General features: G+C 56.4%; 18 protein-coding genes. 7 read left to right on the forward strand and 11 right to left on the reverse strand.

The genetic code is table 11. The features are described 5' to 3' along the window. Positions 1 to 26: 26 nt before the first annotated feature. The 7 genes from ABEA92_RS11910 to ABEA92_RS11940 form a co-directional block, all read right to left on the reverse strand. Positions 27 to 851, reverse strand: coding sequence for a serine/threonine-protein kinase (locus ABEA92_RS11910; RefSeq protein ID WP_345684056.1), 825 nt, complete (start codon positions 849 to 851; stop codon positions 27 to 29). Positions 852 to 1,047: 196 nt separating this feature from the next. Continuing rightward, positions 1,048 to 2,109 carry a glycosyltransferase family 61 protein gene (locus ABEA92_RS11915; RefSeq protein WP_345684057.1) on the reverse strand — a complete coding sequence of 354 codons (1,062 nt, stop codon included), beginning with the start codon at positions 2,107 to 2,109 and terminating at the stop codon, positions 1,048 to 1,050. 172 nt (positions 2,110 to 2,281) lie between these two features. Continuing rightward, positions 2,282 to 2,923 carry a metal-dependent hydrolase gene (locus ABEA92_RS11920; protein ID WP_345684058.1) on the reverse strand — a complete coding sequence of 214 codons (642 nt, stop codon included), beginning with the start codon at positions 2,921 to 2,923 and terminating at the stop codon, positions 2,282 to 2,284. 186 nt (positions 2,924 to 3,109) lie between these two features. Further along, the gene (locus ABEA92_RS11925; RefSeq protein WP_345684059.1) at positions 3,110 to 3,961 is read right to left on the reverse strand and encodes a hypothetical protein; all 852 of its coding nucleotides are present in this window, start codon (positions 3,959 to 3,961) and stop codon (positions 3,110 to 3,112) included. A 273-nt stretch (positions 3,962 to 4,234) separates the two neighbouring features. After that, complete coding sequence (locus tag ABEA92_RS11930; RefSeq protein ID WP_345684060.1) at positions 4,235 to 4,849, reverse strand: class I SAM-dependent methyltransferase; 615 nt, start codon at positions 4,847 to 4,849, stop codon at positions 4,235 to 4,237. A 37-nt stretch (positions 4,850 to 4,886) separates the two neighbouring features. Beyond that, a complete protein-coding gene (locus ABEA92_RS11935; protein WP_345684061.1) occupies positions 4,887 to 5,327 on the reverse strand; it encodes a hypothetical protein in 441 nt (146 codons plus the stop codon). 153 nt (positions 5,328 to 5,480) lie between these two features. Continuing rightward, positions 5,481 to 6,185, reverse strand: a complete 705-nt coding sequence (locus ABEA92_RS11940; RefSeq protein ID WP_345684062.1) for a hypothetical protein — start codon at positions 6,183 to 6,185, stop codon at positions 5,481 to 5,483. 209 nt (positions 6,186 to 6,394) lie between these two features. On the opposite strand from ABEA92_RS11940, the gene ABEA92_RS11945 reads away from it, so the two are divergent. The 3 genes from ABEA92_RS11945 (at position 6,395) to ABEA92_RS11955 (ending at position 15,868) form a co-directional block, all read left to right on the forward strand. Beyond that, entirely contained in the window at positions 6,395 to 6,844 is a 450-nt protein-coding gene (locus ABEA92_RS11945) for a hypothetical protein (protein ID WP_345684063.1), read from the forward strand. 303 nt (positions 6,845 to 7,147) lie between these two features. Next, the gene (locus ABEA92_RS11950; protein WP_345684064.1) at positions 7,148 to 9,472 is read left to right on the forward strand and encodes an AMP-binding protein; all 2,325 of its coding nucleotides are present in this window, start codon (positions 7,148 to 7,150) and stop codon (positions 9,470 to 9,472) included. A 6-nt stretch (positions 9,473 to 9,478) separates the two neighbouring features. After that, complete coding sequence (locus ABEA92_RS11955) at positions 9,479 to 15,868, forward strand: type I polyketide synthase (protein WP_345684065.1); 6,390 nt, start codon at positions 9,479 to 9,481, stop codon at positions 15,866 to 15,868. Positions 15,869 to 15,885: 17 nt separating this feature from the next. Here ABEA92_RS11955 and ABEA92_RS11960 read toward each other — a convergent pair whose 3' ends face one another. After that, positions 15,886 to 16,059, reverse strand: a complete 174-nt coding sequence (locus ABEA92_RS11960; protein ID WP_008691263.1) for a hypothetical protein — start codon at positions 16,057 to 16,059, stop codon at positions 15,886 to 15,888. Between the two features lie 378 nt (positions 16,060 to 16,437). Here ABEA92_RS11960 and ABEA92_RS11965 point away from each other — a divergent pair, with 378 nt between their 5' ends. The 4 genes from ABEA92_RS11965 to ABEA92_RS11980 all read left to right on the forward strand — a co-directional run bounded on the left by ABEA92_RS11965 (position 16,438) and on the right by ABEA92_RS11980 (position 19,228). Next, positions 16,438 to 16,917 (forward strand): TadE/TadG family type IV pilus assembly protein, encoded by a 480-nt coding sequence (locus ABEA92_RS11965; protein ID WP_345684066.1) that lies wholly within the window; start codon positions 16,438 to 16,440, stop codon positions 16,915 to 16,917. A 70-nt stretch (positions 16,918 to 16,987) separates the two neighbouring features. Beyond that, positions 16,988 to 18,175, forward strand: coding sequence for a pilus assembly protein TadG-related protein (locus tag ABEA92_RS11970; RefSeq protein WP_345684067.1), 1,188 nt, complete (start codon positions 16,988 to 16,990; stop codon positions 18,173 to 18,175). A gap of 4 nt (positions 18,176 to 18,179) precedes the next feature. Beyond that, on the forward strand, positions 18,180 to 18,635 hold the full coding sequence (locus ABEA92_RS11975; protein WP_345684068.1) for a TadE/TadG family type IV pilus assembly protein: 456 nt from the start codon (positions 18,180 to 18,182) through the stop codon (positions 18,633 to 18,635). Positions 18,636 to 18,829: 194 nt separating this feature from the next. Further along, positions 18,830 to 19,228, forward strand: coding sequence for a hypothetical protein (locus ABEA92_RS11980; RefSeq protein WP_345684069.1), 399 nt, complete (start codon positions 18,830 to 18,832; stop codon positions 19,226 to 19,228). Here the strand turns inward: ABEA92_RS11980 and ABEA92_RS11985 are convergent. From ABEA92_RS11985 to ABEA92_RS11995, 3 genes are all read right to left on the reverse strand, one after another. Next, a complete protein-coding gene (locus ABEA92_RS11985) occupies positions 19,218 to 20,207 on the reverse strand; it encodes a hypothetical protein (protein WP_345684070.1) in 990 nt (329 codons plus the stop codon). The two genes, ABEA92_RS11980 and ABEA92_RS11985, sit on opposite strands and share 11 nt — an antisense overlap. A gap of 80 nt (positions 20,208 to 20,287) precedes the next feature. Next, positions 20,288 to 21,634 (reverse strand): Gfo/Idh/MocA family protein, encoded by a 1,347-nt coding sequence (locus ABEA92_RS11990; RefSeq protein WP_345684071.1) that lies wholly within the window; start codon positions 21,632 to 21,634, stop codon positions 20,288 to 20,290. A gap of 151 nt (positions 21,635 to 21,785) precedes the next feature. Further along, positions 21,786 to 24,011, reverse strand: a complete 2,226-nt coding sequence (locus ABEA92_RS11995; protein WP_345684072.1) for an arylsulfatase — start codon at positions 24,009 to 24,011, stop codon at positions 21,786 to 21,788. Positions 24,012 to 24,068 lie beyond the last annotated feature (57 nt).

The following is a 24,068-nucleotide window of genomic DNA, read 5'->3' on the forward strand; positions in this document are numbered from 1 at the left end:
GGGAAAGAATTGGCGTGTACCTAATTCTAGCCCGTGACTCGGTTCCGACGAGAGAAGCGGATCGCTTTCAGCCGAGTTTGTTCAAAGACCGATAGCATTTGAGGCGCATCCCGATAACGATGGCGGGGGTTAACTTCGAGTGATTTGCGGATTACAGCGATTAAATCACCATGAGCACGCCGGCGAAGCTGCGCAGCCCCCTCTAATGGCCACTCAAAAGGGTATTCAGGCCATTTACCCGAAAAAATCCTATAAGCGATCAAACCGATCGAAAAAACGTCCGATCGAGTCGACGGTTTCCCCATCGCCTGTTCCGGAGCCATATGTCCAAGTGTTCCGGTTCCCGATCCGCTAATCGTGGTTTGAGCCGCCTTGGCGATCCCAAAGTCGCCCAGCCGGATCACATTGTCTTCGAACAACAAAATGTTTTCGGGCTTGATATCGCAATGAATCACACCCTGTTCATGGGCGTAGGCGACCCCTTCCAATAGTTGGCTGACGTAGTCAAACGCCAACTCGAACCCGATCCGTTTTTGGATTCGATCGGCCAACGTGCGTTCCCCCATTGGCGAAACGATCACGAAGTGGCCTTCGATAAAGGCGGCGTCGCGAATCGGCAAGATGTTGGGATGATCCAACTGGACCGTCAATCTCGCTTCCCGCCGAAACTCTTCAAGCAATTGGGGCGACACCAATTCGGGCGACGGAATCTTCAAGGCCACCTTGATCCCAAGCAACGTATCAAACGCTGCATAGACCGTCGCAAATCCCCCCGCGCCTAGCCGTCTTTCAATCCGATATTTTCCAAGTCGCGTACCAACGCGGACAGGGGACTTGGGCTTGGTGTGCATGAAAGACGTGATGCGATTTGGAGAAAAAAATGAAAAATCAAGCGAGCGGCCACACGTTTGGTGACGCTCATGTCGGCAAGGGGAATGCTTCGATTATCGTTAGCGATGCGCGACTCGGAAAGACGTAGCGACAAGTTTTCTCAGGCAATCCTTGGTGCGTGCCATGAGTGTCTGCAAAATACCGCCGAGCGTCAAATCAATCGGCGAGCATTTCGCCGAGCGTCGCATCGAATTGTTCGGGATCGACGTGGACGTTGCCATGATGCACACACTGATTCGGATCCACACGTTGGGCTAGTGCATAGTAGTAGTCCAGTCGTGATGCGGAAGCCAGCGAGAAGTAGCAGTTCGGTGTCTCCTGGACCGCGTCGCGAATTTCGAGCACGCGGCCTCGCGGTTTCATCATCAACATATTGGTCAGCCCGGCGCCATGGTTGGAAACCAGGAATTTCGCGTTTGCAGCGACTTGAACCTGGACTCGCCAATCATGCTGCTCGGCGGTAAAGACGGTGAATCCGTGTTTTTTCAGCACCGGCAAAATCGCTTCTTCGTTAGCGACACGTCGCCGCGTTGCCATGCTGCGGCTGATGTAAACTCGTTCGCCAAAGGGACGAGCGATGGCATGATCCTCGGCCGTGGCCGATTCGTCCAAATAGCGACTGAACCGCTGGTGCATCCGCTGAATGATCGGTTGGCTGTGGTTGCCCGTCACCGCAACGTGGGACGGCAAAATCAGATTGTGACACAGCACTCGCTCGAATCGCTTCAAGAAACGAATTTCGCCAAGCCCAAAGGGAACCAAACTTTGCCGCATGTAGGCGTGCTTGCGATATTTGTAGGGCAACAACAACGTGATCCCCGACAAATCATGCGACTGGGATGCCATTTCCAAACGTGGCAATGCGTCGCACATCCAGTGGTAATAGCCACAGCTCCAGTTATCGGTGATCCAGATCGTGGGGGACTCGATTACCGAGCGTGATTGAATCAAACGTTCCGCGGCGGCTCGCAGATGCCCTCGTTCGCGTCGCCAAATTTCGGCGTGCGCCGGCGTCACAAAACTTTCTTGCAGATAACGTCCCTCGTGACGCAGGGGCCCCCGGCCAAACGCCTCGACCCCTCGCAGCCGCTCGATCGATGCGGGCAAAATCTCTTGATAGCGATACGGGGCAAAAAGTTGCATATCGCTAGAGCGAAGGTTTTTGGGGAAATGACGGACACTGGTGTGCAGCGGCAGGGTGATTTCGAGAGTGCCCATCCGTAAATTCCCATTGAGAAAAGAGTGTGTCAGAGAGGGAAAATTGACCAGAGTGCTCAGCTCTGATACGTCCAACACCCTTCGGTAGCAAACCGCCGGAAACGAAGTCAAGGTTAACTTGTCAACGGAGACCGCTGCCGAAGCTTGCCGAGCGGATAGATCGGGCAGCGAATCAGCTGCGAACGTTCACAAAATTCCCCCACGCCACGATGTAGACCACGACCACCGCCAACGTCACCAGGGCGATCCGCTGCGCTGCAGCAGGCTTCTTCAACTCGGCGATCATGGCGACACTAAACACGATCGTGACCCCAACATTGCCCCACGGGACCAGTGGATAAACGAATTGGAAATCGGAAAACGGCCAAAAGGGTTTTAGTGCCCAATCGCTCAAACCGGCGGCCCCCGAAACCACCGCGTCGGCAGGAATTTGGCTTAGCGCCGCGGCGACGGCAACGCCCACCCACACGCCCCATGTGCGAGCCGAAAACGATCGCCGACGATCGATCGACGCCGCCAATTCATTTAACGGTCCGTAACGAGTGATCCATGCGGCGATGCGTCCGCCAAGGTCCCAGCGGTAATCGGCCGTGCCCAACAACATTCCCAGCACCCAGCACGCCAACAGGTTGTGTCCCCAAACGCGATGCCCCGCTTCGAACCGACTCATGTCGATCAGCATTGGCAATCCGTCCCAATCCGGCGCAACAGCAGCGACGCCCGCCAACGCCACAATTTTCCAGCCGTAGTGACGGTGCAGTCCGGCGGCGAGTGCTCCGTTGATCCCTAGCAGTGCATGCTCGAACGTCGTCATCGTCAAAAGGTCCCGCGAATGGATAGCGGCCGCGGCGGCGGGGCCAATGCCATCGACGATGGTAGCGCTCGCGGCGCGAACCCAATGTCCATCTACTTTGGTACTAGCCGGGTGGTTTTTACAGCAGTGCGGCGCAAGCCGCCCGGTCAAAATCGAACGTTTTACTCGCCGCAAACACAACACGGCCTAGCGGTGTTCCGCCAACGGCGCGACGGCGGTTCGGGGCGGCCGCGACGATTGAACGAGTTCTTGTTGGCGTTCGAGTTGGCGGCGGTTCACATTCTTGACCACCTCAACAAACTGCTGTTTCGTTTGGCGAGGAACTTGGGGCAAGCGGTGAGCCAGATCGATCATTGAGTGCGGGTTTTGCTGGGCGGCGGCAGAGATCTGACTCAAAAAGCGAGCGGTTTCAATGAAGTTGCTGTCCGCCGACCGGCCAATAAATCCGCTGAAGGTGCGGGCAATCAGATCCGCTCCTAAGCTATCCAATTGAACAAAACAATCCAGCGTGCCGGTGACTGTGGTCTGACCATTTGCCGATGTTGCATACGAACTGCGGAACACAAACACGCCGCGGCCTTTGATTGGGCTGGCAACCAATTTGCCATCGTACGATCCGTCGGCGACGTAGATATGGATATTCGGGTCGCCATAGACCAAATCGACGATGCAATGCGTACCACTGCCATCGGATGCATCAAGCTGATACGGGGCGATGCGTTTGGTGGTCACCTGGGTGACCCCCATCACGTCCCACATGCCGACAAGGATTTCGGGATTCCGCGCGATCAGCAAAAACAGATCTCGATCGCAACTAATTGCCTGGGTCGGCAATTGGCGAAAGATCGTCGGCGAATTGGCGATGGACAGGATCCGCTGTTGCGCATCGGCCGTCAATCGCTGCATCGGCAAGCTAGCCAATACTTCGCGACGGCGTTCGATTGACGCGGTTCCGCTTTGCCCATCATCGGAATTCCCGATGCCGGCACCGAAACGGTCCAACAGCCCCTGTGCCGACGCGGTGGATGTTGAAAACACCAACGTCAGAAGCAGTGCCGCTGCGAGCGCGCATCTCCCGCCTACGATTCGTTGAATCGATCCCCCCGGCACCGTCATCCCCCACCGTGTTCTTTGCCGCAGTCCACCAACCACGGCGAGCTTCGTGATCCGCTAAGTGCAGACCCCTGTGCTTAAGATGAAGTTTCGGCGATCGGGGAGGATCAAGTTGAGGAAAACTGTGCCGAGTGAACCGGTTGTTGGAGTTGTCACTGCATTGACGACACAGGCATTGCTATCGCGGTCGTCGCGGTTTCAGCCTCGTTTTCGCCACAAACGAACGTCGTTGGGACCGCAAAACTGCATCAAGAGAGCTCCGACAGATGCATAACGGTCAAAGACTCGCTCATGAAAGTCGTCCTCACCCGGCCAAGGATACGAGTAGACGATTGCAAAATCATCCAGTTCCAATCCCACCGCCGTGTAACCGCAGGGGACATCATGCCCCAAACTGGGTAAGGTCGGATCGTCGGCAAGCGATTCGCCACCACGGGGTAAAAAATTGCCATGGATCAATTCGACATCCGCATTCCATTCGCCAACCAAACGACGCCCCTGGGCCAGCAACTCGGGCTCGGCTTCGATTCCAATGACGTCCAAATCAAACGTCCCCGCCAGCGCGCTGACCACCGCAAATCCGCAGCCCCATTCGAGAAACCGTTTGCCAATCAGCATCTGTGATTCCAATGCCCAACCGAGCGATTGATAAACCAATTCATAATCGGCGGCGACAAACTGTTCGATTTGGGGTCGGTCCCAGCGATCTTGGAACGCTTCGATCCGCTGCCGCGCATCGCTGATCCATAACTGGATCTCAGCGGGGGGAGTCCGCCGATCAACGGACGATGGGATGACGATTCGTTCTAACAAGGCAGTGCTTTCGATAGCTTGACGGTGCGGAGCTGCGTTACTCGGGATTCGAATCCGATGGGTTTGGCTTAGGCTGATCGAGCTTGGACGGATCTAGCTCGGGCTGATCCAGTTCGGGCTGGTTTGATTCGGGAAGTCCATCGAGTTCGGGATTGGTGCAACCGGACCATCCAAGCACTTCGAGGTCCGCTTGGGAAGCCCAGCGACTTTGATCGCCCCACAACGGGGCCATGCAAACCGGACAGCGAGCGTCGCAACCGTTGGGGTATTGATGGCGTGACGTCAGATCAGGCTCGAGCCAAATGGCTTCGCACTCATCACAAACCACCAACCCATGAGGCGACGGCGATGCGTTGCCGCCGGCGGTCATCGCCGACGTTGCCGATTCCTTGGATGGCTCGGGTAAACCGCAGATACGCACCCCGCACAATCCACCGCCGCAAATCGGGCAATGGTCAACTGAATGGACTGGACTCACGATGGTAGGTCTCCGGAAACACGATGCGACAGGCTAGTTGACGCGACAGGTTAGATCGAAAGGGGCAATCAAGCAGCGGGATGCAAACAAGGCAATCGAAGCCGCGACGATAGGAAGATACGACGACGCAAAACAAACGTATGGCGATCACCGCTACAACGGGTACGCGGTGATCACTCGCGTCCCTTCCAAAACAATACGAACACGACGCGCCATCGGATGTCGTTTGCGAGCTCCCTCGCGTCCGCCGACGAATCCGATTCGGCGACCGAGATCCACGGTATAGATGGTTCGCCCGTCATCGACTCGCTTGGTCGTTTTTGTGCCTTGTTTGGCCTTCTCGTAAGCTTGATCAATCGTCTCGAGCGCCCCTTCCATGTCGCCATCGAAAACACCGTGGCTGCCCGGTCGCGACGGGTCATCTGTGGTGTGGCGACGTAGGTGTTCGAGCCGATGGCCTTCGGCGCTGCCGGGGGTGTACAGCAATCCGGCGGGCGAAAGATAACGATCCGCAGCAATCTCACGCAGTAACCCGTATTTCAGATCCGACTCGGGTTTCAGATCCGACTCAGGCCCGGCATTCACCGAAGGTTCCGACGCAGATGCCAGATCAGAATCCGACTGGGACTCCGATTTGGACTGAGACTCTTGTCTGGCCTGGGACTCCGATTTTGACTGAGACTTGGGTCTAGCCTGAGGCTCGGGCACCGCCGCGACCTCGCCGGCATCGCCCGACCGCAGCTGCGGCAGATCCCAACCGAATCGAGCGTTCAGCTCCGGTTGGACGAGGGAGTAGACCCCCACAAGGACGACCACTGCGATCGCCCCAATGGAGGACTTTCCTGCGGTCGGGGACATTTTCCGAGAAGGTCCCGATTTATCCATCACTTATTCCCGTCGGAGTAACCTAGATTAGTAGACTCGCAGCGAGATCGAGTCATGATGGGCAGCCTTGCAAACCCCTAAAATCGTGAGAAGATGGGAAACTTGCGGGGCACAATCATGGCGTATCGATTGTACCTGTACTAAAGATCATACACATTTGCAGCAGAAAAGAGGAAAACAGCGTGAAGAACGTTCTAGGTGCGGTTTTGGTGTTCACCCTATTTCTAGCGGTTTGGGGTGTCGATGGCGTGACCACGCAAGCCGCCGAACCCGGTTGGTCGCCGATCATCATTCCGACCGGTGCCTATCGGCAAGAGATCAAATCGATGCCGATCGAACAGCGTCCGTATCGTCCCGGACATTTTTACGGCAACACCGTCCGACGTCTCCATTACCGCGGCGAAGTGCTACCACGCCCCAGCGATCTGCCGGTGACACAGAACATCGTTCCCACGGTGATCGCACCTGCGGCGGCGGCGAGCAACCAGCCGGCGGTGCCGAATTACCAGTCCGCGGCGCCCACCAACTCGTACGCGCCTGTGACCTATCCGCAGCCGGGAACCAGCAACCCACCCGCGACCCCGAACACGTTTGGTCTGCGTCGTCTCTTCTCAGGCCGGAACCGGTTTTAACGTTTAGACGGAATAGCGGAGCGGAGGGATGTGTTTGCCATGATCCCTCTTGGCTACTAGGTTGGAGTACACTGAAGTTGCGTGAGCGAAGGGACGAAGAAGAAATTGCACCCCAACCATCCGATTGCCCCTAAACGGATTCGTCTCGGAGTGACCGCAACGACCGACTCGTTAGCAGCGATCATGGTTCCGTCTTGACGGACCAAGCCCATCAAAACTTTGACGCCCATCCATTTCTTTGCGCTCTTGCGTCCCGTGTAAAACGAGACGCAAAGCGCAAAGCAAGACGCAGAGTATCCTGTTATGTCATCACTCGATCCATCCACCGCGACCCCTTTGCCGCAGTGGATTGGTATCCGTGCCCAACGACATGGCGACCGGTTGGCGTTGACGTTCATCGACGATGATGGCGGCACAACTCAATGGACGTATCGCGAACTGTGGTCACGTGTTTGCGAGCTTGCCGCTCGGATGCCTCAGGTTGATCAGGACCAACCCCGCGTGCTGCTGCTGTTCCCACCGGGATTGGAGTTTGTTGCGGGCTTCTTTGCGGCCCAAGTCGCAGGCTGGGTTCCCGTTCCGACCTGTTACCCCAAACCGGGCCGGGTGATGGAACGGCTCGATTCGGCCGCCCGCGATTGTCATCCTTCGGCGATCCTTGCCGACGCGGAAACCTTGGCGGGGATGGATCCCGCAAAATTGTGTGACGAAGCGCGAGGGATCCCGCATTTAGCGACTGACGCCTCGCCACCGCCGCATGCAGCGAACGCTGCAACGAACGGGATCGATCCCCATTCGCTATCGATCGATCCGGAATCGTTGGCGTTGCTGCAATACACCAGCGGCAGCACCAGCCGTCCCAAGGGCGTGATGGTCCGTCATCGCAATGTGATGGCGAACCTCGAAGCGATTCGTCGCGGATTTCAAATTTCGTGGATGGACGATGATCCCAATGAAAGCGAGATCGGAGTATTCTGGCTGCCGTTTTTCCATGACATGGGGCTGATTGGCGGATTGTTGGCGTCACTGTACATGGGCCGATCCTCGGTGTTCATCAGCCCGCGAGCCTTCCTGCAGCGGCCGCTTCGCTGGCTGCAATTGATCAGCGACTACAAGGCGACGATCAGCGGTGCTCCGAACTTTGCCTACCAATTGTGTATCGATCGTATCTCGCCGGATCAAACCGATTCACTGGATCTCTCCAATTGGCGAACGGCATTCTGTGGTGCCGAGCCCATCATGCCGCGGACGCTTAGTGATTTTGCTCATCGTTTTTCCAGCTGCAATTTTTCGGCAAACTCGTTCTACCCCTGCTACGGACTCGCCGAGGCGACGTTGTTAGCGGCGGGCGGAAACGGTCCCGCAGAACCACGGTTTCTAACCGTCACCCGCGACAAACTCAGCGAAGGTTTGGTCGAGATCCAACCCGAAGGCCGCGGCAAAGCGTTTCAAAAGCTGGTGTCCTGTGGTTCCGCGGTCGACCAAACGGAATTACTGATCGTGGATCCGCAAACCTTATCCGTGTGCGATGAACGGGTGATTGGCGAGATCTGGATCAAAGGGGCCAGCGTTACGGCGGGCTATTGGAATCGTGACGAAGAGAATCGTCAGCGATTTGCCGCGTTGACCGCCGACGGTCGTACCGGTTTTTGTCGCACCGGGGACCTTGGTTTTTTGGACGATGGTCAACTGTATGTCAGCGGACGGATCAAGGACGTCGTGATCCTACGCGGACGCAACTTGTACCCTCAAGACATCGAAGCCACCGTTCGCGAGACCCTCGGCAGCGAAGGAGGAAAATGTGCTGCCTTTTCCGTCGACGGCCCGCGAGGCGAAGGGTTGGCGATCGTGGCCGAAGTCCCTCGTCATAGCGACGAATCCGCGTATCCCGAATGGGTGCGTTCGATCCGGCGCACCGTGATCGATGTGCATGAAGTCGATCCACGCAGCGTGCTGCTGGTTCGCCCTGCGACAGTACCGCTGACCAGCAGCGGAAAGGTCCAGCGGCATCGATGCCGCAAAATGTTTGATGCCGACGAGATCCGTTACAAGTATCGCTACGACCGCAAATTTCTGTCCGAACAGGCGCCGATTGCGATCCCGAAACTTCCTGAACATCCCACCGCAGCGGACCGTGAACCTCTGACGCGTATGATTGAAGCTTGGCTTGCTGAGTGGTTGGTCGTCCGCGCCGGGGTGCCGCCGCAGACCGTCGAGCTGGACAAACCGTTCGCCGATTACGGACTTGATTCGATGACCTCGGTCGAACTCAGTGGCGAAACCGAAGATTGGTCGGGAATCGAGCTGACCCCGATCGTGGCATGGAACCATCCGACGGTGGCGCAGTTGAGTCGGTTTATCGCCAACGAATTGATTGGTTCGGATACGCCCGAAAGCCAATTGGCGGCTGGCGAGACGTCGATCGCGAACGCATCGGACAACCATGCCCCGCGGGGTCAGGCATTGCATGAAAACGCTTCAAAAAATGGCGCCCCTGCATCCGAGTCCGCCGACGAATTGGTGTCGCAAGACGTGTCACCCGAAGAGCTCGAAGCTTTATTGAATGAAATCGAACAACTTTCGGATGCCGAGATCGACGCGGCCCTCAGCGACAAGAAAAAAACGTAATCGGCGATGGACAAACAACTTGCGGCACGACTGGCCAAATTGACTCCTGCGCAACGCGAGTTGCTACAGAACCGGCTCGGATCGCGGCCACCAACGCCGGTTGATGACTCCAACGCGATTGCGATCATCGGCATGGGATGCCGGATGCCCGGCGCGGATTCGCCTGATGCGTTCTGGGACCTGATCCAACATCAACGAGAGAGTGTCGGTCCGGTGCCGCCAAGTCGATGGGACCGCGATCAATATTATGATCCCAGCGGCCGCACCCCTGGGAAAATGTCCGTGGACGCGATGGGGGCGGTTTCGAACGTCGACATGTTCGACCCTGCTTTTTTTGGGATCGCACCGCGTGAAGCCTCCCGAATGGATCCCCAACAACGACTGTTGCTCGAAGTCGCCTGGGAAACAATCGAAGACGCTGGGGTTCCTATCGAACGTCTCTCGAGTACACAAACCGGTGTATTTATCGGCATTGGCGGTACCGATTATTCCAAAATCCCGGCCCGCTACCCTGATTACTTCGAACAGATCGACGCCCACATGGGAACGGGCAACGCGCTTAGTATCGCGGCGGGCCGGATCTCGTATCTGTTTGATTTACAAGGCCCATCGTTTATCGTGGACACCGCGTGTTCCTCTGCGTTGGTTGCAGTCCACTCGGCAGTCATCTCGCTGTTGCGAGGGGAAAGCGATGCGGCCATTGCCGGCGGCGTGAATTTGATCCTTTCGCCGGAAACCACGATCGCCTTTAGCAAGGCGAGAATGCTAAGCCCCGATGGTCGCTGCCGTTCGTTCGACGAGAATGCTAACGGTTACGTCCGAGGCGAAGGTTGTGGTTTGATCTTGCTCAAACGTGCCGCCGATGCCATTCGCGATGGCGATCGAATCTTGGCCATGATCCGCGGCAGTGCGGTGAATCAAGACGGACGAACCAGCGGGATTACGGCACCGAGCGGATCGGCTCAGCAGCGCGTCATCCGCGAAGCGATGAAGGCGGCTGGAGTCTCGGTTGACGATTTGACCTACATCGAAGCGCATGGCACCGGCACCCCGCTTGGTGATCCGATCGAGTTGATGGCGTTGGCGGAAACGTTTGCCGCGAGAAACGACAACCTTCCGCCGCTTCACATCGGCAGCGTGAAAGCGAACATTGGGCACACCGAAACGGTCTCTGGCATCGCCGGTTTGATCAAGGTGTTGAAAATGTGTCAACATGAATGGATCGCGGGGCAAGCCAATTTCGACAAACTGAATCCCAACGCAAAACTGGATCCAAAACGGCTCAAGATTGCCACGGAAAATCAAGCTTGGATCCCCAGCAAACACGGTCGCTTTCTGGCGGGCGTTAGTTCATTTGGGTTCGGAGGCACCAACGCACATGTGATTCTAGAAAAGGCATCGCAGGACACGACGGCCAACCAAGAACCCTCGCGCGTACCGCCATGTTTTTTCCTGCCACTGTCGACTCGTAGCGACGACGCGATCCCGATGGCGGCTCGGCAAGCTTGGGATCGATTGTGCGACCCCGCGATGACCGATGCGATGCAAACGCACAACTTGTGTGGTTCCTACGCAAAATACCGCAGCACGTTAACGCACCGCGCCGTCGCGTTCGGTGAAACCCAATCGGAACTTTGCAAAGGATTACAGCGGCTTGCCGAGGGCGTTGCGACCAAACAAGTGGTCAGCGGGCGACCGGTGCATGGTCGTCGGCCACGAATCGCGTTGCTGTTTACCGGCCAAGGGTCTCAATACGCGGGAATGGCCTCGGGACTTATCTCGACGTTGCCAAGTTTCCAATCATCGCTTGAATCATGCGCTGCGATTCTCGACCCCGTGCTGGATTTGTCCCTTGTGGAACTGCTCTGTGACGACGTGCCGTCCCGTTCGCTCGACGACACCGCGATGGCCCAGCCCGCGATCACAGCGGTGCAAATTGCCTTGGTCGATTCGCTCGCCGACGTGGGGATCGTGCCCCATGTGGTCGCAGGCCATAGCATCGGCGAGATCGCTGCGTTGTATGCCGCCAAAGCGTTAAGCAAAGAACAAGCTCTGATGCTCGCTGCCCATCGCGGACGCCATATGGGCGACCTTCCCGCATGCGGCACGATGACCGCGGTGTTAGCTGCGGCGTCACAGGTTCAAAACTGGATCGACGAATTGCAATCCGAAGCGGTGATTGCCGCAATCAATGGTGATCAAAACACGGTCATCGCGGGCACCCATCACGCAGTCCAGCAGATTGTCTCGAAAGCCGAGGCGGCGGGAACGGTATGTCGTCCGCTGAAGGTCTCGCACGCCTTCCATTCACCGCTGATGCAAGATGCGACTGACCCGCTGCGGGCGAGTCTGTTGCAGTGGGTTGGCGACGTTAAATTGCCGCCGTACATCACCTTTGTCTCTTCGGTCACCGGGACCGTTCACGAGGGCTCGATCAGCGTCGACTACTGGATCGATCACTTATTGAACCCGGTGCGTTTTCACGACGTGATGAACGAACTAGCCACCCAGAACATTGACCTGGCGATCGAAATAGGACCGCGGCCTCAATTGACGGGAATGATTCGTCGTTCGCTGAAAACTGACGATGGCGAACCGCTGCTCCGCACCGTCGACACGTTGCACCCAGACGATCACGATTACACCAATTGGATTCGCGCGGTCGCCACCGCATGGTGCGTAGGGGCCCCAGTCGATTTCGGCGTTATCGATCGTATCTATCCGTCACGCCGCGTGCCGCTGCCGACCTACCCGTTTGTACGTCAACGTTGCTGGCATTCCCCTCCCGCCTTGGAATCGGGGATCGGCGGTCAAAGCATCCATCCGATCTTGGGGACGCGTCAGCGGTTGGCGTCCGGTGGCATGCTGTTCATTTCCCATCTCGCGGTCAACAAGCCTGGCTACCTTTCCGAACACGTCGTTGCTGAATCGGTGACCGTCCCTGCGGCGGCCTGGATTGATGCGTTGGGAATAGCCGCCAAGGAATTGTTCGGCGAGTTATCTTTCGAGCTGTTTGAAATCACCATCCATCGGGCTTTGTTTCTGCACAAGGACCAAGCCGTGGAAATTCAAACCACGGCCGATCCGATCCAGAGCGGACAATCTCAAATCCAAATCCACTCGCGGCCGCAAGGCTCTGATTCAGAGTGGACGTTATCGGCCACCTGCCGAGTGAAAAAGTCGGGCGGAACGATACTGGCAGCTTTGAAACGTCTCAACCCCGCAGAAGCAACATTGGTCGATCGAGCCGCGTTCTACGAATCGCTCGCCGAGTCGGGACTTCGCTACGGCGAATTGTTTCAACCGCTACGATCGATCCTGACTCAAGACGCCGTCGCAAGTGCCGGGCTGGAAATTGACACCAGCTTGGTCAGCGAAGCCAAACGTTCGATGGTCCACCCCACCTTGCTCGACGGCGCCTTGCAACTGATTGCCACCACCATGCCGGAGTCGATTCGGGAATCGGCCGATCCTCCTACCTTTCTGCCGGTTGGCGTCGACCGGGTTGTGACTCAGGATGGAAATGAAATCGTCTCGGCCGTCGTGCGTCGCCACCCGAACACGACCGATCAATGGAACGAAGTCGTTGCCGATGTCCAATTGCTCGACCGTGACGACCGCATTTGTGTGTCGTTACAAGGCGTGCGATGCAAGCGACTGCAAAAAGACCACGCCCGTTACCAAATCGATCCGCACCAATGGATTTATGAATCCGTCTGGAACCCCGTATCGGTCAAGAATCCGCAAGCCAACGCTCACCCAATCGCACCTGCGATCCGCCATTTTGGATCGGCGAATTACCAAACGCTGATCCCTGCGACGTGGGAACAAAATTCGCAACAAGAACACTGGCTGTGGACTCAGCCGCGCACGCATGACGATGTCGAAGCGAGCGTTTGCGAATTATTGGAATTCATTCAATCGGCAGTTCGCCAACCCAAGACGCCACTGGTTTCGTTGGTATTACAGCGTGCATTTTCGATCAACGGTGATGACAACCTCCCGGCGTCAGCGGCACTTGCGGCGATGGCCCGCGTTGCAGCCAACGAATACCCGGCCTTGCAAATCCGAGTGCTCGATGTCACGAAGTGCGATGCCGCTAGCACCGAACCGGTGATGGCTTGGCTGGCTCGGCAATCGGATGAAACCGAGCTCGCCTTTCGCAAAAACCAATTTTTGTCGCCACGTTTGCATCCGTCACCACGTTCATTCTCGAAGGCCTCCGCCGAATCGCAATTGCCAATTCCACTGAGCGGCAGCTATCGCATTCGACTTGATGGAACCAATCGAACCGAAGGGTTGTGGGTCGAGCGAATGGCGATGCCGACGCCGAAACCGGACGAAGTGGTGATTTCGGTCGATGCAGTTGGCTTGAACTTTAGTGATGTGCTAAAGGCGATGGGACTGTACCCCGGAATCTCGGATGACGTGGTTCCGTTGGGGATCGAAGCAAGCGGCACGGTGACGGCGATTGGCGATCAAGTGCAATCGGTTGCCGTGGGCGACAAAGTGATGGGAGTGGTCCCCTATGGTTTTGCCTCGGATGCCGCGACCAAAGAATACTTGGTCACCCAAGTTCCACCGGGAATCAGCCCGCAAGAGGCAGCGAGCATCCCGGTCGCCTACATGACGGCACATTATGCCCTGCGAAACATCGGCCGGTTGGCTGCGGGCGAATCGGTTTTGATCCATGCGGCCGCAGGCGGCGTCGGTTTAGCGGCCATCGAGGTCGCACAAAGTGTCGGAGCGACCGTATTCGCCACGGCGGGCAGCAAGCTGAAACGGCGTTTGTTGTCGATGTTGGGCATCGACCCGCAAAACATTTTTGACAGCCGGGATATCGATTCGCTGCATGCCATCGGAGCTCGCACCAATGGCCGCGGTGTGGATGTGGTTCTGAATTCGTTACCAGGCGAATGGATCAACCGGTCGTTGGAATTGTTGGCGGCACATGGCCGATTCTTAGAGATCGGCAAAACCGATATCTATCAAAACCGGCAACTCGGTTTGTTGCCGTTCCAGGACAATCTGACCTATTCGGCGATTGATTTGGATCGGCTGTTCCGGCATCGTCCCAATGAAGTGCGGACGTTGTTTGCCGAAGTCGCCGAGCAATTCGCCAAGGGCATCTATCAACCCAAACCGATTACCACGTTTGCGTTATCGGATCTGCCAGCATCGCTACGATTCATGAGTGCGAGGCGAAACATCGGCAAGATTGTCGTATCGCCTGAAAAGAGTTCCTGCGTTGCCTCGCGTGATCACGTCACCGCCGACGGATCGTATTTGATCTCGGGTGGTAGCGGCGCGATCGCTGCGGGCGTGACCCGGCGATTGATCCAACGTGGTGCAACCAAGGTCGTCTTGCTTGCGCGCCGCAGCGCGACGGAACCCGTCGACGCATTGATCGCGTGGGCCAAAGAAAACGGTGCGGAATGTCACTATCTGCAATGTGACTGCACGAATCAGGACGAATTGGTCGCCGCGTTACAGCGATTGCCTGAATCAATGCGACCGATTGTGGGCGTGATTCACACTGCCGGGCTTTTGGACGACAGCCTGCTACACGAGATGACACCTGAATCGGTGGCCCGTGTGCTACGCCCCAAAGTGGACGGAGCGATTGCGTTGGCCAAGGCCACCGAGGACCAACCGCTAACGATGTTCAACATGCTCGGGTCGGTGGCTTCGGTATTCGGGTCGCCGGGGCAAGCGAACTATGCCGCTGCGAACGGATTTCTCGATGCATTTGCGTCATCGCGACGCAAACAAGGATTGCCTGCGAACGTGGTCCACTGGGGGCCTTGGAGTTCGGCTGGCATGGCGGACGATCCGACGCGACTAAAGAACCTGGCCTCGCGTGGCCTGCGTCCGCTGCGATTTGATGCGGCGTTGGATTTGCTGATCGATGCCGGCAATCCAGCCTGCCCACAATCGCGAGTGGTGGTCGATGCCAATTGGCACCAAATGTTCTCTACCATTCCCGAATCGTCCGTCCCCTCGGTATTGCGATCGTTGCACTCGGCAAACGGCCAACCTCAATCCGAAGTCGTTTCGGCCAAAGACGACGCCTTGCTGATGGAATTGCGTTTGCTCGATCACGACGCGCGATGCGAACGGCTCGAAGTCTACTTTAGCGAGCAACTCGGAAAGATCATGTCGTTGGACCCGACCTCGTTTGATCGATCCGAATCACTGGGTTCGCTTGGCCTTGATTCGCTGATGGCCATCGAACTGAAAAACACAATCGAGGCCAAATTAGCGATCGTGATCCCGATCAGCCATTTCATGGACGAACCCAGCATTGCGACATTGGCAAAGATTGCGGCCGAAATCATCGTCGACGATGCAGCGGAAGCGGATCTCGAGCAAGCATCGTCGGTCGCTTCGCAGTAGCCGCTATGGCCGTTCGCTTACTTCGATTCTTTTAGTTTCTTTGCTTCGGCTTCGAGCGCAGCGACTTCGTCTTCGAGTTGCTTCAGTTCATCAAGATCGTCGGCCTGTTCGCGTGACCCAGCCAAACGGGGACGCAGGGTTTGCAGTTTCTTATTGATGACATCAAGACGCTTCTTCGCTTTTTTATCCATGATTTCGTTATGCAAGGGAGTGAAAGGGGGGAGCAACTAATCCCACATTGTACTTCATATCCTTCGCACGCCGAGTCGGCTTGCGGAAAAGCCACGGGCAACCGCGCGGAGCAGCAAGTTGGTGCTGCATCCCAAAATCGACACTCTCCGCTGTCATTCATCGTCGCTCGTATCGCTGCAAACAGCGGTACACACGATGCAATCGGCACATTCTGCATCACATGCCAACTCGGGTTGTAAAAAACACAAACGGAACGCCGCTTCTCTGGGGGGGAACAAGCTACTTATTGATTGAACGCAAAATCCGTCGTGGCGTCACCTGTAGCGACGCGAGTCCATCCCTGTCGTAACGGTGTTTAAAAGCGAGCTTCTGTTTTCATGGGTGTTACCGAATCACAACGCGTCGCCGAGCCTCGCAGCAACCGTGGCGGTAGCCGCTCTTCTGCCATCGATCGCCGATCCATGCGATGGGGGACCGTCAGCGTCGAATTTGCCTTTGTCGCGATCCCAATGTTTATCCTGCTGTTTGCAGCCATCGAACTGGGGCGTGGGATGATGACCGTTCAAGCGCTAGAGGAGGCAGCTCGATCGGGTTGCCGAGTCGCAGTGCTAAGAGGAAGTAACGAAAAGGATGTCAAAGCGGAAGTCAAACAATTGACCGACGCAATGGGAATCTCAAAACTCAGCATCGAGATCGAGCCCGCTACGCTGGAAACGACGCCGCAGTGGGATCCCGTCACGGTACGTGTGACTGCGAACTTTGCCGACATGAGCTGGTTGCCAGTCCCACGTCATTTTAGCGGGATGAGCTACACCGCCGCTTGTGTCTTGCCTCGTGAAGGCGAACTCGTTCAATAGCCTCAATGCGCTAACGTGCTTTTCTCGCCATACACAATGGCATTTCACTTTTCCTCACCGAGCCTTGATCATGCCACGAATTGCCTTCTCCACTTCGTCAAAACGGCACGGAGGCACGATCGTGTTGTTCGCCGTTTTGATGGTCGTCATTGTCGGCATGGCAGCCTTTGCGGTGGACATCGGCCGGATGCAATTGGTCCGCAGCCAATTACAGTCCGCAGTGGACGCAGGAGCGATCGCCGGAGGACTGCATCTGAAAAACAACCCCGGTGACATTCAAGGTGCCAAGGCGGTAGCAGAAAGTTTTATTGCCAAGAATAAAGTGGGGTTTGTCGCCAATGTTCCGCCCGACACGATCGCTTTAGAAACCGGCACGTGGGATCCCAACAGCGAAACGTTCACGGCATCGAACACCAGTGCCAGTGCGATTCGAGTGCACGCGGTTCAAGACAAGGAACCGTTCTTTTTCGCGGGAATCTTTGGCCAATCCTCCTTTTCGATTCCACGCCATGCCATTGCATCGTCACCCGGTATCCCGCTGGATATCGTCATGGTGCTCGATTTATCGGGATCAATGAGTTCCGATGGACGGATCGAAGCCCTGCAACAAGCTTCGCCGGAATTTGTGACAATGATGGAGTTGTCGCTCAAAGAAGATCGCATCGGCGTGATGGGGTACGGCGTCCAAAAAGGCAGCTACGACCCAAAGAAAGAGGGACACACCGGAATCCTGTATACCGCCACGCCGTCCAGTTTGTATCCAGATCCGTATGACACTTCCACCGATTGGGTCGGCGTCCTGGAAGCTCCGATGACAAACGACTTCTCATCTTTGAAGAACGACATATTGTCAAGCGGTTCCTTGCAGGCCGACAAGTACGGCGGAGGAACTCCGATCGGTGCCGCCGTTCGCGACGGAGCACATTACCTATACGTCAATCATCGCAAACACGACAGCCACGGCAACAAGGTCAAAATGTTGATGGTGGTGATGAGCGACGGCTATGCCAATAAGCCCGAAAACGATCCCGACCAATACGCAATTTCGATGGCAAACTATGCCGAAAGCCTGGGAATCGAAATTCACACCATTAGCTTGGGAGATGACGCGGATGTTGCGTTGATGACCGCGATTGCGAACGTAACCGGCGGTAAACATTTTGCGGCGACAGGCAGTGGAAGCGAACTGACCAGCACGCTGAAACAGGCTTACCGTAACATCGTTGGTACGATCAACCGTACCGTCTTGGTGCAATAGAATCATGATGCCATTTTTAAACTTCGAATCCGCTATTCGCGGTCGTGCGAAATCTCGATTCGTCGGACGACGAAAATCACGCGGGATCGCGGCGGTCGAATTTGCGGTGGTCTTGCCGCCGCTGCTGTTGATGATCCTGGTGTCGGTCGAAGTGGCTCGCGCGTTTGCCGTCCAGCACTCGCTGCAAGAAGCCTGCGTGAATGGGTGCCGCATCTACGCCCTTGGCGACAAAACACAACAGCAGGCCAGCGACATGATCCAACGGTCGCTTAACGAGGCAGGCATCTCGGGACACAGCATCGAATTTGTTCCGGCGACCAAGGCGGAAATCACGGCCGAGATGCAGCCGGTGACCGTAACCATTTCAGTGCCTTATAACCAAGTCGGAGTCGGCGTCCAGTGGATGTTGGCCGGTTCGACGGTCACCGCCAGTACGACGCTGCCAGCGGAATCACGCTAAAACCGTCTGCGTTTCCGCTGGACATCTGCGATGTCCAGCTCGCGTCACGACTCGGTTGGGAGCGAAGGATGATTCTTCGCGAACGGAAGTCGAACATTTGCCAGTTCTTGATACAATCTGGGATTGGCTCGCCCGACACACGCCCCCCGCATGGCGAGCAAACTGATTAACGGACGACGTACTTAAAGCTGACGATGAGCAAGAAGAAAAAGAAAAACACCCGCATTCCTCACAAATTCTTGCCTTGGATCGACGCTCGCAAGAAGTATCGGCTGTCACACGCTCAAGTTCAAATGGCTCGCGAATTGGGGATGTCTCCCAAACGCTTCGACCGGCTCGCCAACACCGAACACAAACCATGGAAGGTACCGCTGCCGCAGTTCATCGAATCGTTGTACGAAAAGAAGTTTGGCAAAACCCAACCTGATGACGTGCGTTCAATCGAAGACATGGCGGCGGAACACATGGCGCGTCGCGAAGCAAGGAAAGCTGCGAAAGCCGCCGAAGAGGGCAGCGAAGAGGATGATAAATCAACCGAGGATCCCGCGACCGATCCATCCAGTGACGCCACCCTAACGGATCCTAAAACTTGATGCTGGCTTCGACAAACAGCGCATCGTCGAGATCAATCTCCATGTCGCTACTTTCGAATTCGATCGAACGATTCAGCGCGCAGCCCGACTCGATAAAAAAGCCTCGGTTTCCAGCTTGCACCCACTCATAACCTACGAACAACCGCACGTCGCTGAGTGTTAATTCGTCAGGGGTGCCATTGTCGCGTGTGACGGCCCAAGTGTTCCCACCCAACGTGCCGCCAAGGTAGGCCCACGATTCCGAATTGCCACCATCTTTGGAAAGACGACGGGCGATCCGCGGACGCGGCAGCATGGCATCGATTTTCCACCATGGCGTGGGCGTCCACGTTGCTCCGGCGGCAGGCAACAGTGGCAAATCGACTCGGTCCAAGTAGACCGCGCCGAACGAGAAACTCAAATCGGGGCGACACTGCCAATTCACTAACCCCAATCCAAACAATCGCAGTGCGTTTTCGTCGGTGGTAAAGTCGCTGCGAATCGATGGCGTGATGACAAGCGTGGTCGAGACCATCGTCGACCACTGTTTGCGGTTAAAGAAGGTTACCCCGGTGTTGTATAGCGTGCCTGGCAAATCGACCGTCTGAGGTCCATTTAAATGATCAGCCCGAAAGTAGGGGCGTAACACCAGGATGTTTTCCAGACTGCCCAACGGCACCGCGAATCCCGCACGCACTTCTTCGAACGTGATGTCCAACCCGCCCGCCGCGTCTCCGGTGTCATGCAAGTAACCGCCAAGCAGCTCTGCTCCCTGATAAAAACTCTGCCGAAATCGTGGAACGGTAGTTTCACGAAGGGCGAAAAAAGCGGGGTCATGCGTTTCGATCATTGGCGACGCAGCGACATCGAAATCGTCTGCGAACGCGGAGACGCCTGCGAAGCTTGGTGTCAGCTCTTGTGAATGCACCCCCGGCGTGGCCAACGCCCAAATCAAGGCGATGGCAGGCGAAAGGACGCATTTACGTAATCTCAGCGACATCCTGGCTCCGTCGGGGTCGGCAACCACCAGGATTAGCAAACCAGGGGGGTGAAAATCAAGAGCGGCAATCCAGGCGGACGCTAGACGTTTTTCGTCTTGCTGCCCGGCACCGGGATGGGATAGCGGCCGTCCGCATCGGGCACCACCGGCGCGGCATCGGCGAGCGAATGTAGTGCCGCGGTATCGGCCAATTCGATATTGCTGTTGATGGCATCGTCCCAGCAGACGACTTTGCCGCTATAGGTTGCCATGCGGCCCATGATCGCCGTCATCGTGCTGTGCGCACCGTATTCGCCTTCGCTGAGCGTTTCACCGCGACGAAGTGCGGCGAACCAATCGACATGCTGCTGCGAGTAACCGTTTTGACCGCGGCGTGGCGTGACATCACTTTGCCACACCACGTTGCCTCGCGAATCATGCAAGATCGCGTTGGCAATATCAGCCGACCCCAGAGTGCCGTGGACAAATTCGCCGATCATGGTCCGGCAACCTTTCATGTGCCGACATTGGCTCAGCATCCGTACGCCGCTGGCATAATGGTACTCGACCATGTGATGATCAAAGATTTGGCCATGGTCGATCCCATCACGCAGCTGCCGTCCCCCTTGGCCTTGAGCTTCGATCGGATGCGATCCCAATAACCAATTGATCACGTCCAAATTGTGAACGTGTTGTTCGACGATATGGTCACCGCTGAGCCAGTTGAAGTAGTACCAATTGCGAAGCTGGTATTCGAGTTCGGTTTGCTCTTCGGTCCGCGGCCGCACCCACACTCCGGCTCCGTTCCAATAAGCCCGGGCAAACACCACGTCACCAATCGCACCGTCTTGGATCCGCTTCACGCACTCGCGATAGCGAACTTCGTGACGACGTTGCAGCCCCACCGCGACGGACAAGCCTTTTTCAATCGCGACTTGATTGGTCGCTAGCACTCGGCGAACTCCGACCGCATCGGTCGCCACCGGCTTTTCCATAAACACATGCTTGCCCGCCTGAACCGCCGCCTCGAAATGCAAGGGACGAAATCCAGGCGGCGTGGCCAAGATCAGGACGTCCGCGTCACTGGCCATCACGTTCTTGTAGCCATCCAATCCAACGAAACGACGATCTTCTAAATCGACGCATGAGGCGTACCTGCCTTTGATCGATCGATAGGCCGATTGCAGATTGTTTTCAAACACGTCGGCCATCGCGACCAATTTCACTTCACCACCATGGGTGCTTAGTGCATCGATCGCCGCTTCGGTTCCTCGTTTGCCACATCCGACCAAGCCGATTCGGATCGCATCGCTACCGAAGGCATGGGCAGCACGAGCGACGCCAAGCTCGGCGCCGGCGATCGCACCACCAGCCAACATCATCCCTCCGCCCTTCAAAAATCCACGGCGTGAAGGCGTCTGCGTCGGCAACGTGGATTGCGTTGGCATTTTTGGCGAGCGAGTTGGCATATCAGTGAATCAACCCTGGGTAAACGCGGAGCAGCACTTCATTGATCGGTGTCCTCTAGAATACCTCGTTGCCAAGATTCCAGCAAACAAGACGCGGGGGAACCCGTCCCACCGAAGCGACGAACCCCGGCTACTTCAGCATTTCGATGACGACTTGGTTCACGGTACCGCCAAATGGAAATGGAACCGCGTACGGGCCAACGGCGCCATTCTCGTCCTGTCCCACCTGCAATCCATCGAGTGGCTGTTCGTCGAGCAATCCGTCGATCTTGGATTCAGCGACCAATTGCTCGCCGATTTTTAGTCGCACCACTGCGGGCTTACTGACAATCGCGGTCACCTGCTGCTTCCCGCTGATGGTCGCATCCGCCGTGGTCACCGTTCGCTTGCCATTTTTTGTCCAAGCAAAACAAAGTTTTCCGTTTTTCAGATACAACGACCAACCCTGCGACGATCCTCCCTGAGCCACAATCACGCCGTCCCCCATGGCATCGATGTCGGCGACGACCGCAAACGCTTTGTTTTTAATGTAAGGAGCCTCGGTTCGATCGAGTTTATCGTCCATGTTGAGCTTGAAGCGAGTTTGCTTCAAGTTCATGGACGCTCGTCCATCGTGCTTGTTGCTGCCCGGGTTTAACGGCAATACGTTCGCCCGTTCGGCGTAGGCTTGCCACATCGCAGCAAGCTTGGCGACAGTCTCGGGCATCTCGCTGCTCAAATCACGTTGTTCGCTGCGATCGTTGGCGATGTTGTACAGCTCCCACTCTCCCTTCACGCCTTTGGCGACCAATTTAAGGTCGCCTACGCGAACGGCGCGGTTCCCTTCGTGTTCCCAGTAGATCGCTTCGCGCTGAAACTGTTCGCGAGTGTCCGCATCCTTAGCAAACAGTGGCACCAAGCTCTTTCCTTCCATTGGCTTGATTGCTTGACCATCGTGGTAGGTGGCGGGATAGTTTGCGCCGGACACATCGACGGCCGTGGCCATCAAGTCGATCAAATGCCCCGGAGTCGTTTCGAGTTCACCATGGCGTTGAATTTTCGCAGGCCAATGGACAATCAATGGGGTCGAGATACCGCCTTCGTGGGTCCAGTGTTTGTATTCACGAAACGGCGTGTTGGACACCGTAGCCCAGCCACGGCCGTAACCGATCGCGGTGTCCGCGGGCCCTGCCATCGATCCTTTGCCCGTACGCATCACAAAGCCGTCACGCGTCTGTTTGGGCGTCATGTCCGGCTGCAAATAGTCCGCTGGCAACGTTGGCAGGGTCGGTTTGTCCGCTCGCTCGCTACCGATACCGCCGCGACCATAACCTTCGGCACAGCCGCCGTTATCTTGCAGAAAACAAATCAGTGTGTTTTCGAATTGCCCGGTTTCTTTCAGCGAGGCAACGATACGTCCAATGCCTTGGTCCATCGAATCGATCATCGCGGCATAGACTTCCATATTCCGTTTGTCCCATTCCCAAAACTTGGACTCTTTCCAAGCATCGGGGATCGGCCAGTTAACGGTGCTGTCGGCATCGATCAAACCAAGTTCAATCATCCGTTTGTAACGGGCATCGCGAATTGCATCGTAGCCTGCATCATACGTGCCTTCGTACTTGGCAATGTCTTTGTCCAGCGCGTGCATGGGCCAATGCGCTGCGGTAAAGGCCACATACATAAAGAACGGCTTGTCACCGGTTCGATAGTGATGTTCGCGAACGAACCGTGCTGCATGATCGGCGATCGCGTCGGTGTAGTAGTAGGTTTCGCCCGGCCAGTCTTCTTTGCCATATTCGGGATCATTAAATGGCGAGATAAATTCGTTGTCACGCGTTAACGTATTGGGGTCAAAGAAGCTGCCCGCTCCGTGGATCGTGCCGTAGAAACGATCAAAGCCTCGTTGGATTGGCCAATTGGCCTTGTCGGCGTCCGACTTTGGATTGATCGCTTTGGTGACGTGCCACTTACCCGCCATGTAGGAACGATAGCCGGCGTCTTTGAGGGCTTCGGGAATCGTCACGCAGTGTCGGCTCAGTTCACCGCGGTAACCGTCGTAGCCACGGTCGTCCATCATGTGGCCGACACCGGCCTGATGAGGATACAGCCCGCTCATTAAACTTGCCCGCGTCGGACAGCAACGGGCGGTGTTATAGAATTGGGTAAAGCGAACACCGTGCTGTGCAAGCGAATCAAGGTTCGGGGTTTTGATTTCGCCGCCGTAACAACCGATATCTGAAAACCCCATGTCATCCGACAAGATGTAGATGATATTGGGACGCTCGTTCGTGTCCGCCCGTAGCGAATGAGAGTTCGCGAGGATGGCGAGAACCAGGCAAGCTAAAACGCAATGACGCACTGAATTCCAAAGCATGATGAGATTGTTGTTGGGGGGAGTCGGGGGGAGGGGGGGAACGCTTTTCGGCACCGC

The sequence above is a fragment of the Novipirellula caenicola genome, from assembly GCF_039545035.1.
GTDB lineage: Bacteria > Planctomycetota > Planctomycetia > Pirellulales > Pirellulaceae > Novipirellula > Novipirellula caenicola.

Coding starts and splice junctions, on each gene's coding strand:
- ABEA92_RS11910 (WP_345684056.1), bottom strand. CDS start 851: ATGCACACCAAGCCCAAGTCCCCTGTCCGCGTTGGTACGCGACTTGGA.
- ABEA92_RS11915 (WP_345684057.1), bottom strand. CDS start 2,109: ATGGGCACTCTCGAAATCACCCTGCCGCTGCACACCAGTGTCCGTCAT.
- ABEA92_RS11920 (WP_345684058.1), bottom strand. CDS start 2,923: ATGACGACGTTCGAGCATGCACTGCTAGGGATCAACGGAGCACTCGCC.
- ABEA92_RS11940 (WP_345684062.1), bottom strand. CDS start 6,185: ATGTCCCCGACCGCAGGAAAGTCCTCCATTGGGGCGATCGCAGTGGTC.
- ABEA92_RS11950 (WP_345684064.1), top strand. CDS start 7,148: ATGTCATCACTCGATCCATCCACCGCGACCCCTTTGCCGCAGTGGATT.
- ABEA92_RS11955 (WP_345684065.1), top strand. CDS start 9,479: ATGGACAAACAACTTGCGGCACGACTGGCCAAATTGACTCCTGCGCAA.
- ABEA92_RS11960 (WP_008691263.1), bottom strand. CDS start 16,059: ATGGATAAAAAAGCGAAGAAGCGTCTTGATGTCATCAATAAGAAACTG.
- ABEA92_RS11965 (WP_345684066.1), top strand. CDS start 16,438: ATGGGTGTTACCGAATCACAACGCGTCGCCGAGCCTCGCAGCAACCGT.
- ABEA92_RS11970 (WP_345684067.1), top strand. CDS start 16,988: ATGCCACGAATTGCCTTCTCCACTTCGTCAAAACGGCACGGAGGCACG.
- ABEA92_RS11975 (WP_345684068.1), top strand. CDS start 18,180: ATGATGCCATTTTTAAACTTCGAATCCGCTATTCGCGGTCGTGCGAAA.
- ABEA92_RS11980 (WP_345684069.1), top strand. CDS start 18,830: ATGAGCAAGAAGAAAAAGAAAAACACCCGCATTCCTCACAAATTCTTG.
- ABEA92_RS11985 (WP_345684070.1), bottom strand. CDS start 20,207: ATGTCGCTGAGATTACGTAAATGCGTCCTTTCGCCTGCCATCGCCTTG.
- ABEA92_RS11990 (WP_345684071.1), bottom strand. CDS start 21,634: ATGCCAACGCAATCCACGTTGCCGACGCAGACGCCTTCACGCCGTGGA.
- ABEA92_RS11995 (WP_345684072.1), bottom strand. CDS start 24,011: ATGCTTTGGAATTCAGTGCGTCATTGCGTTTTAGCTTGCCTGGTTCTC.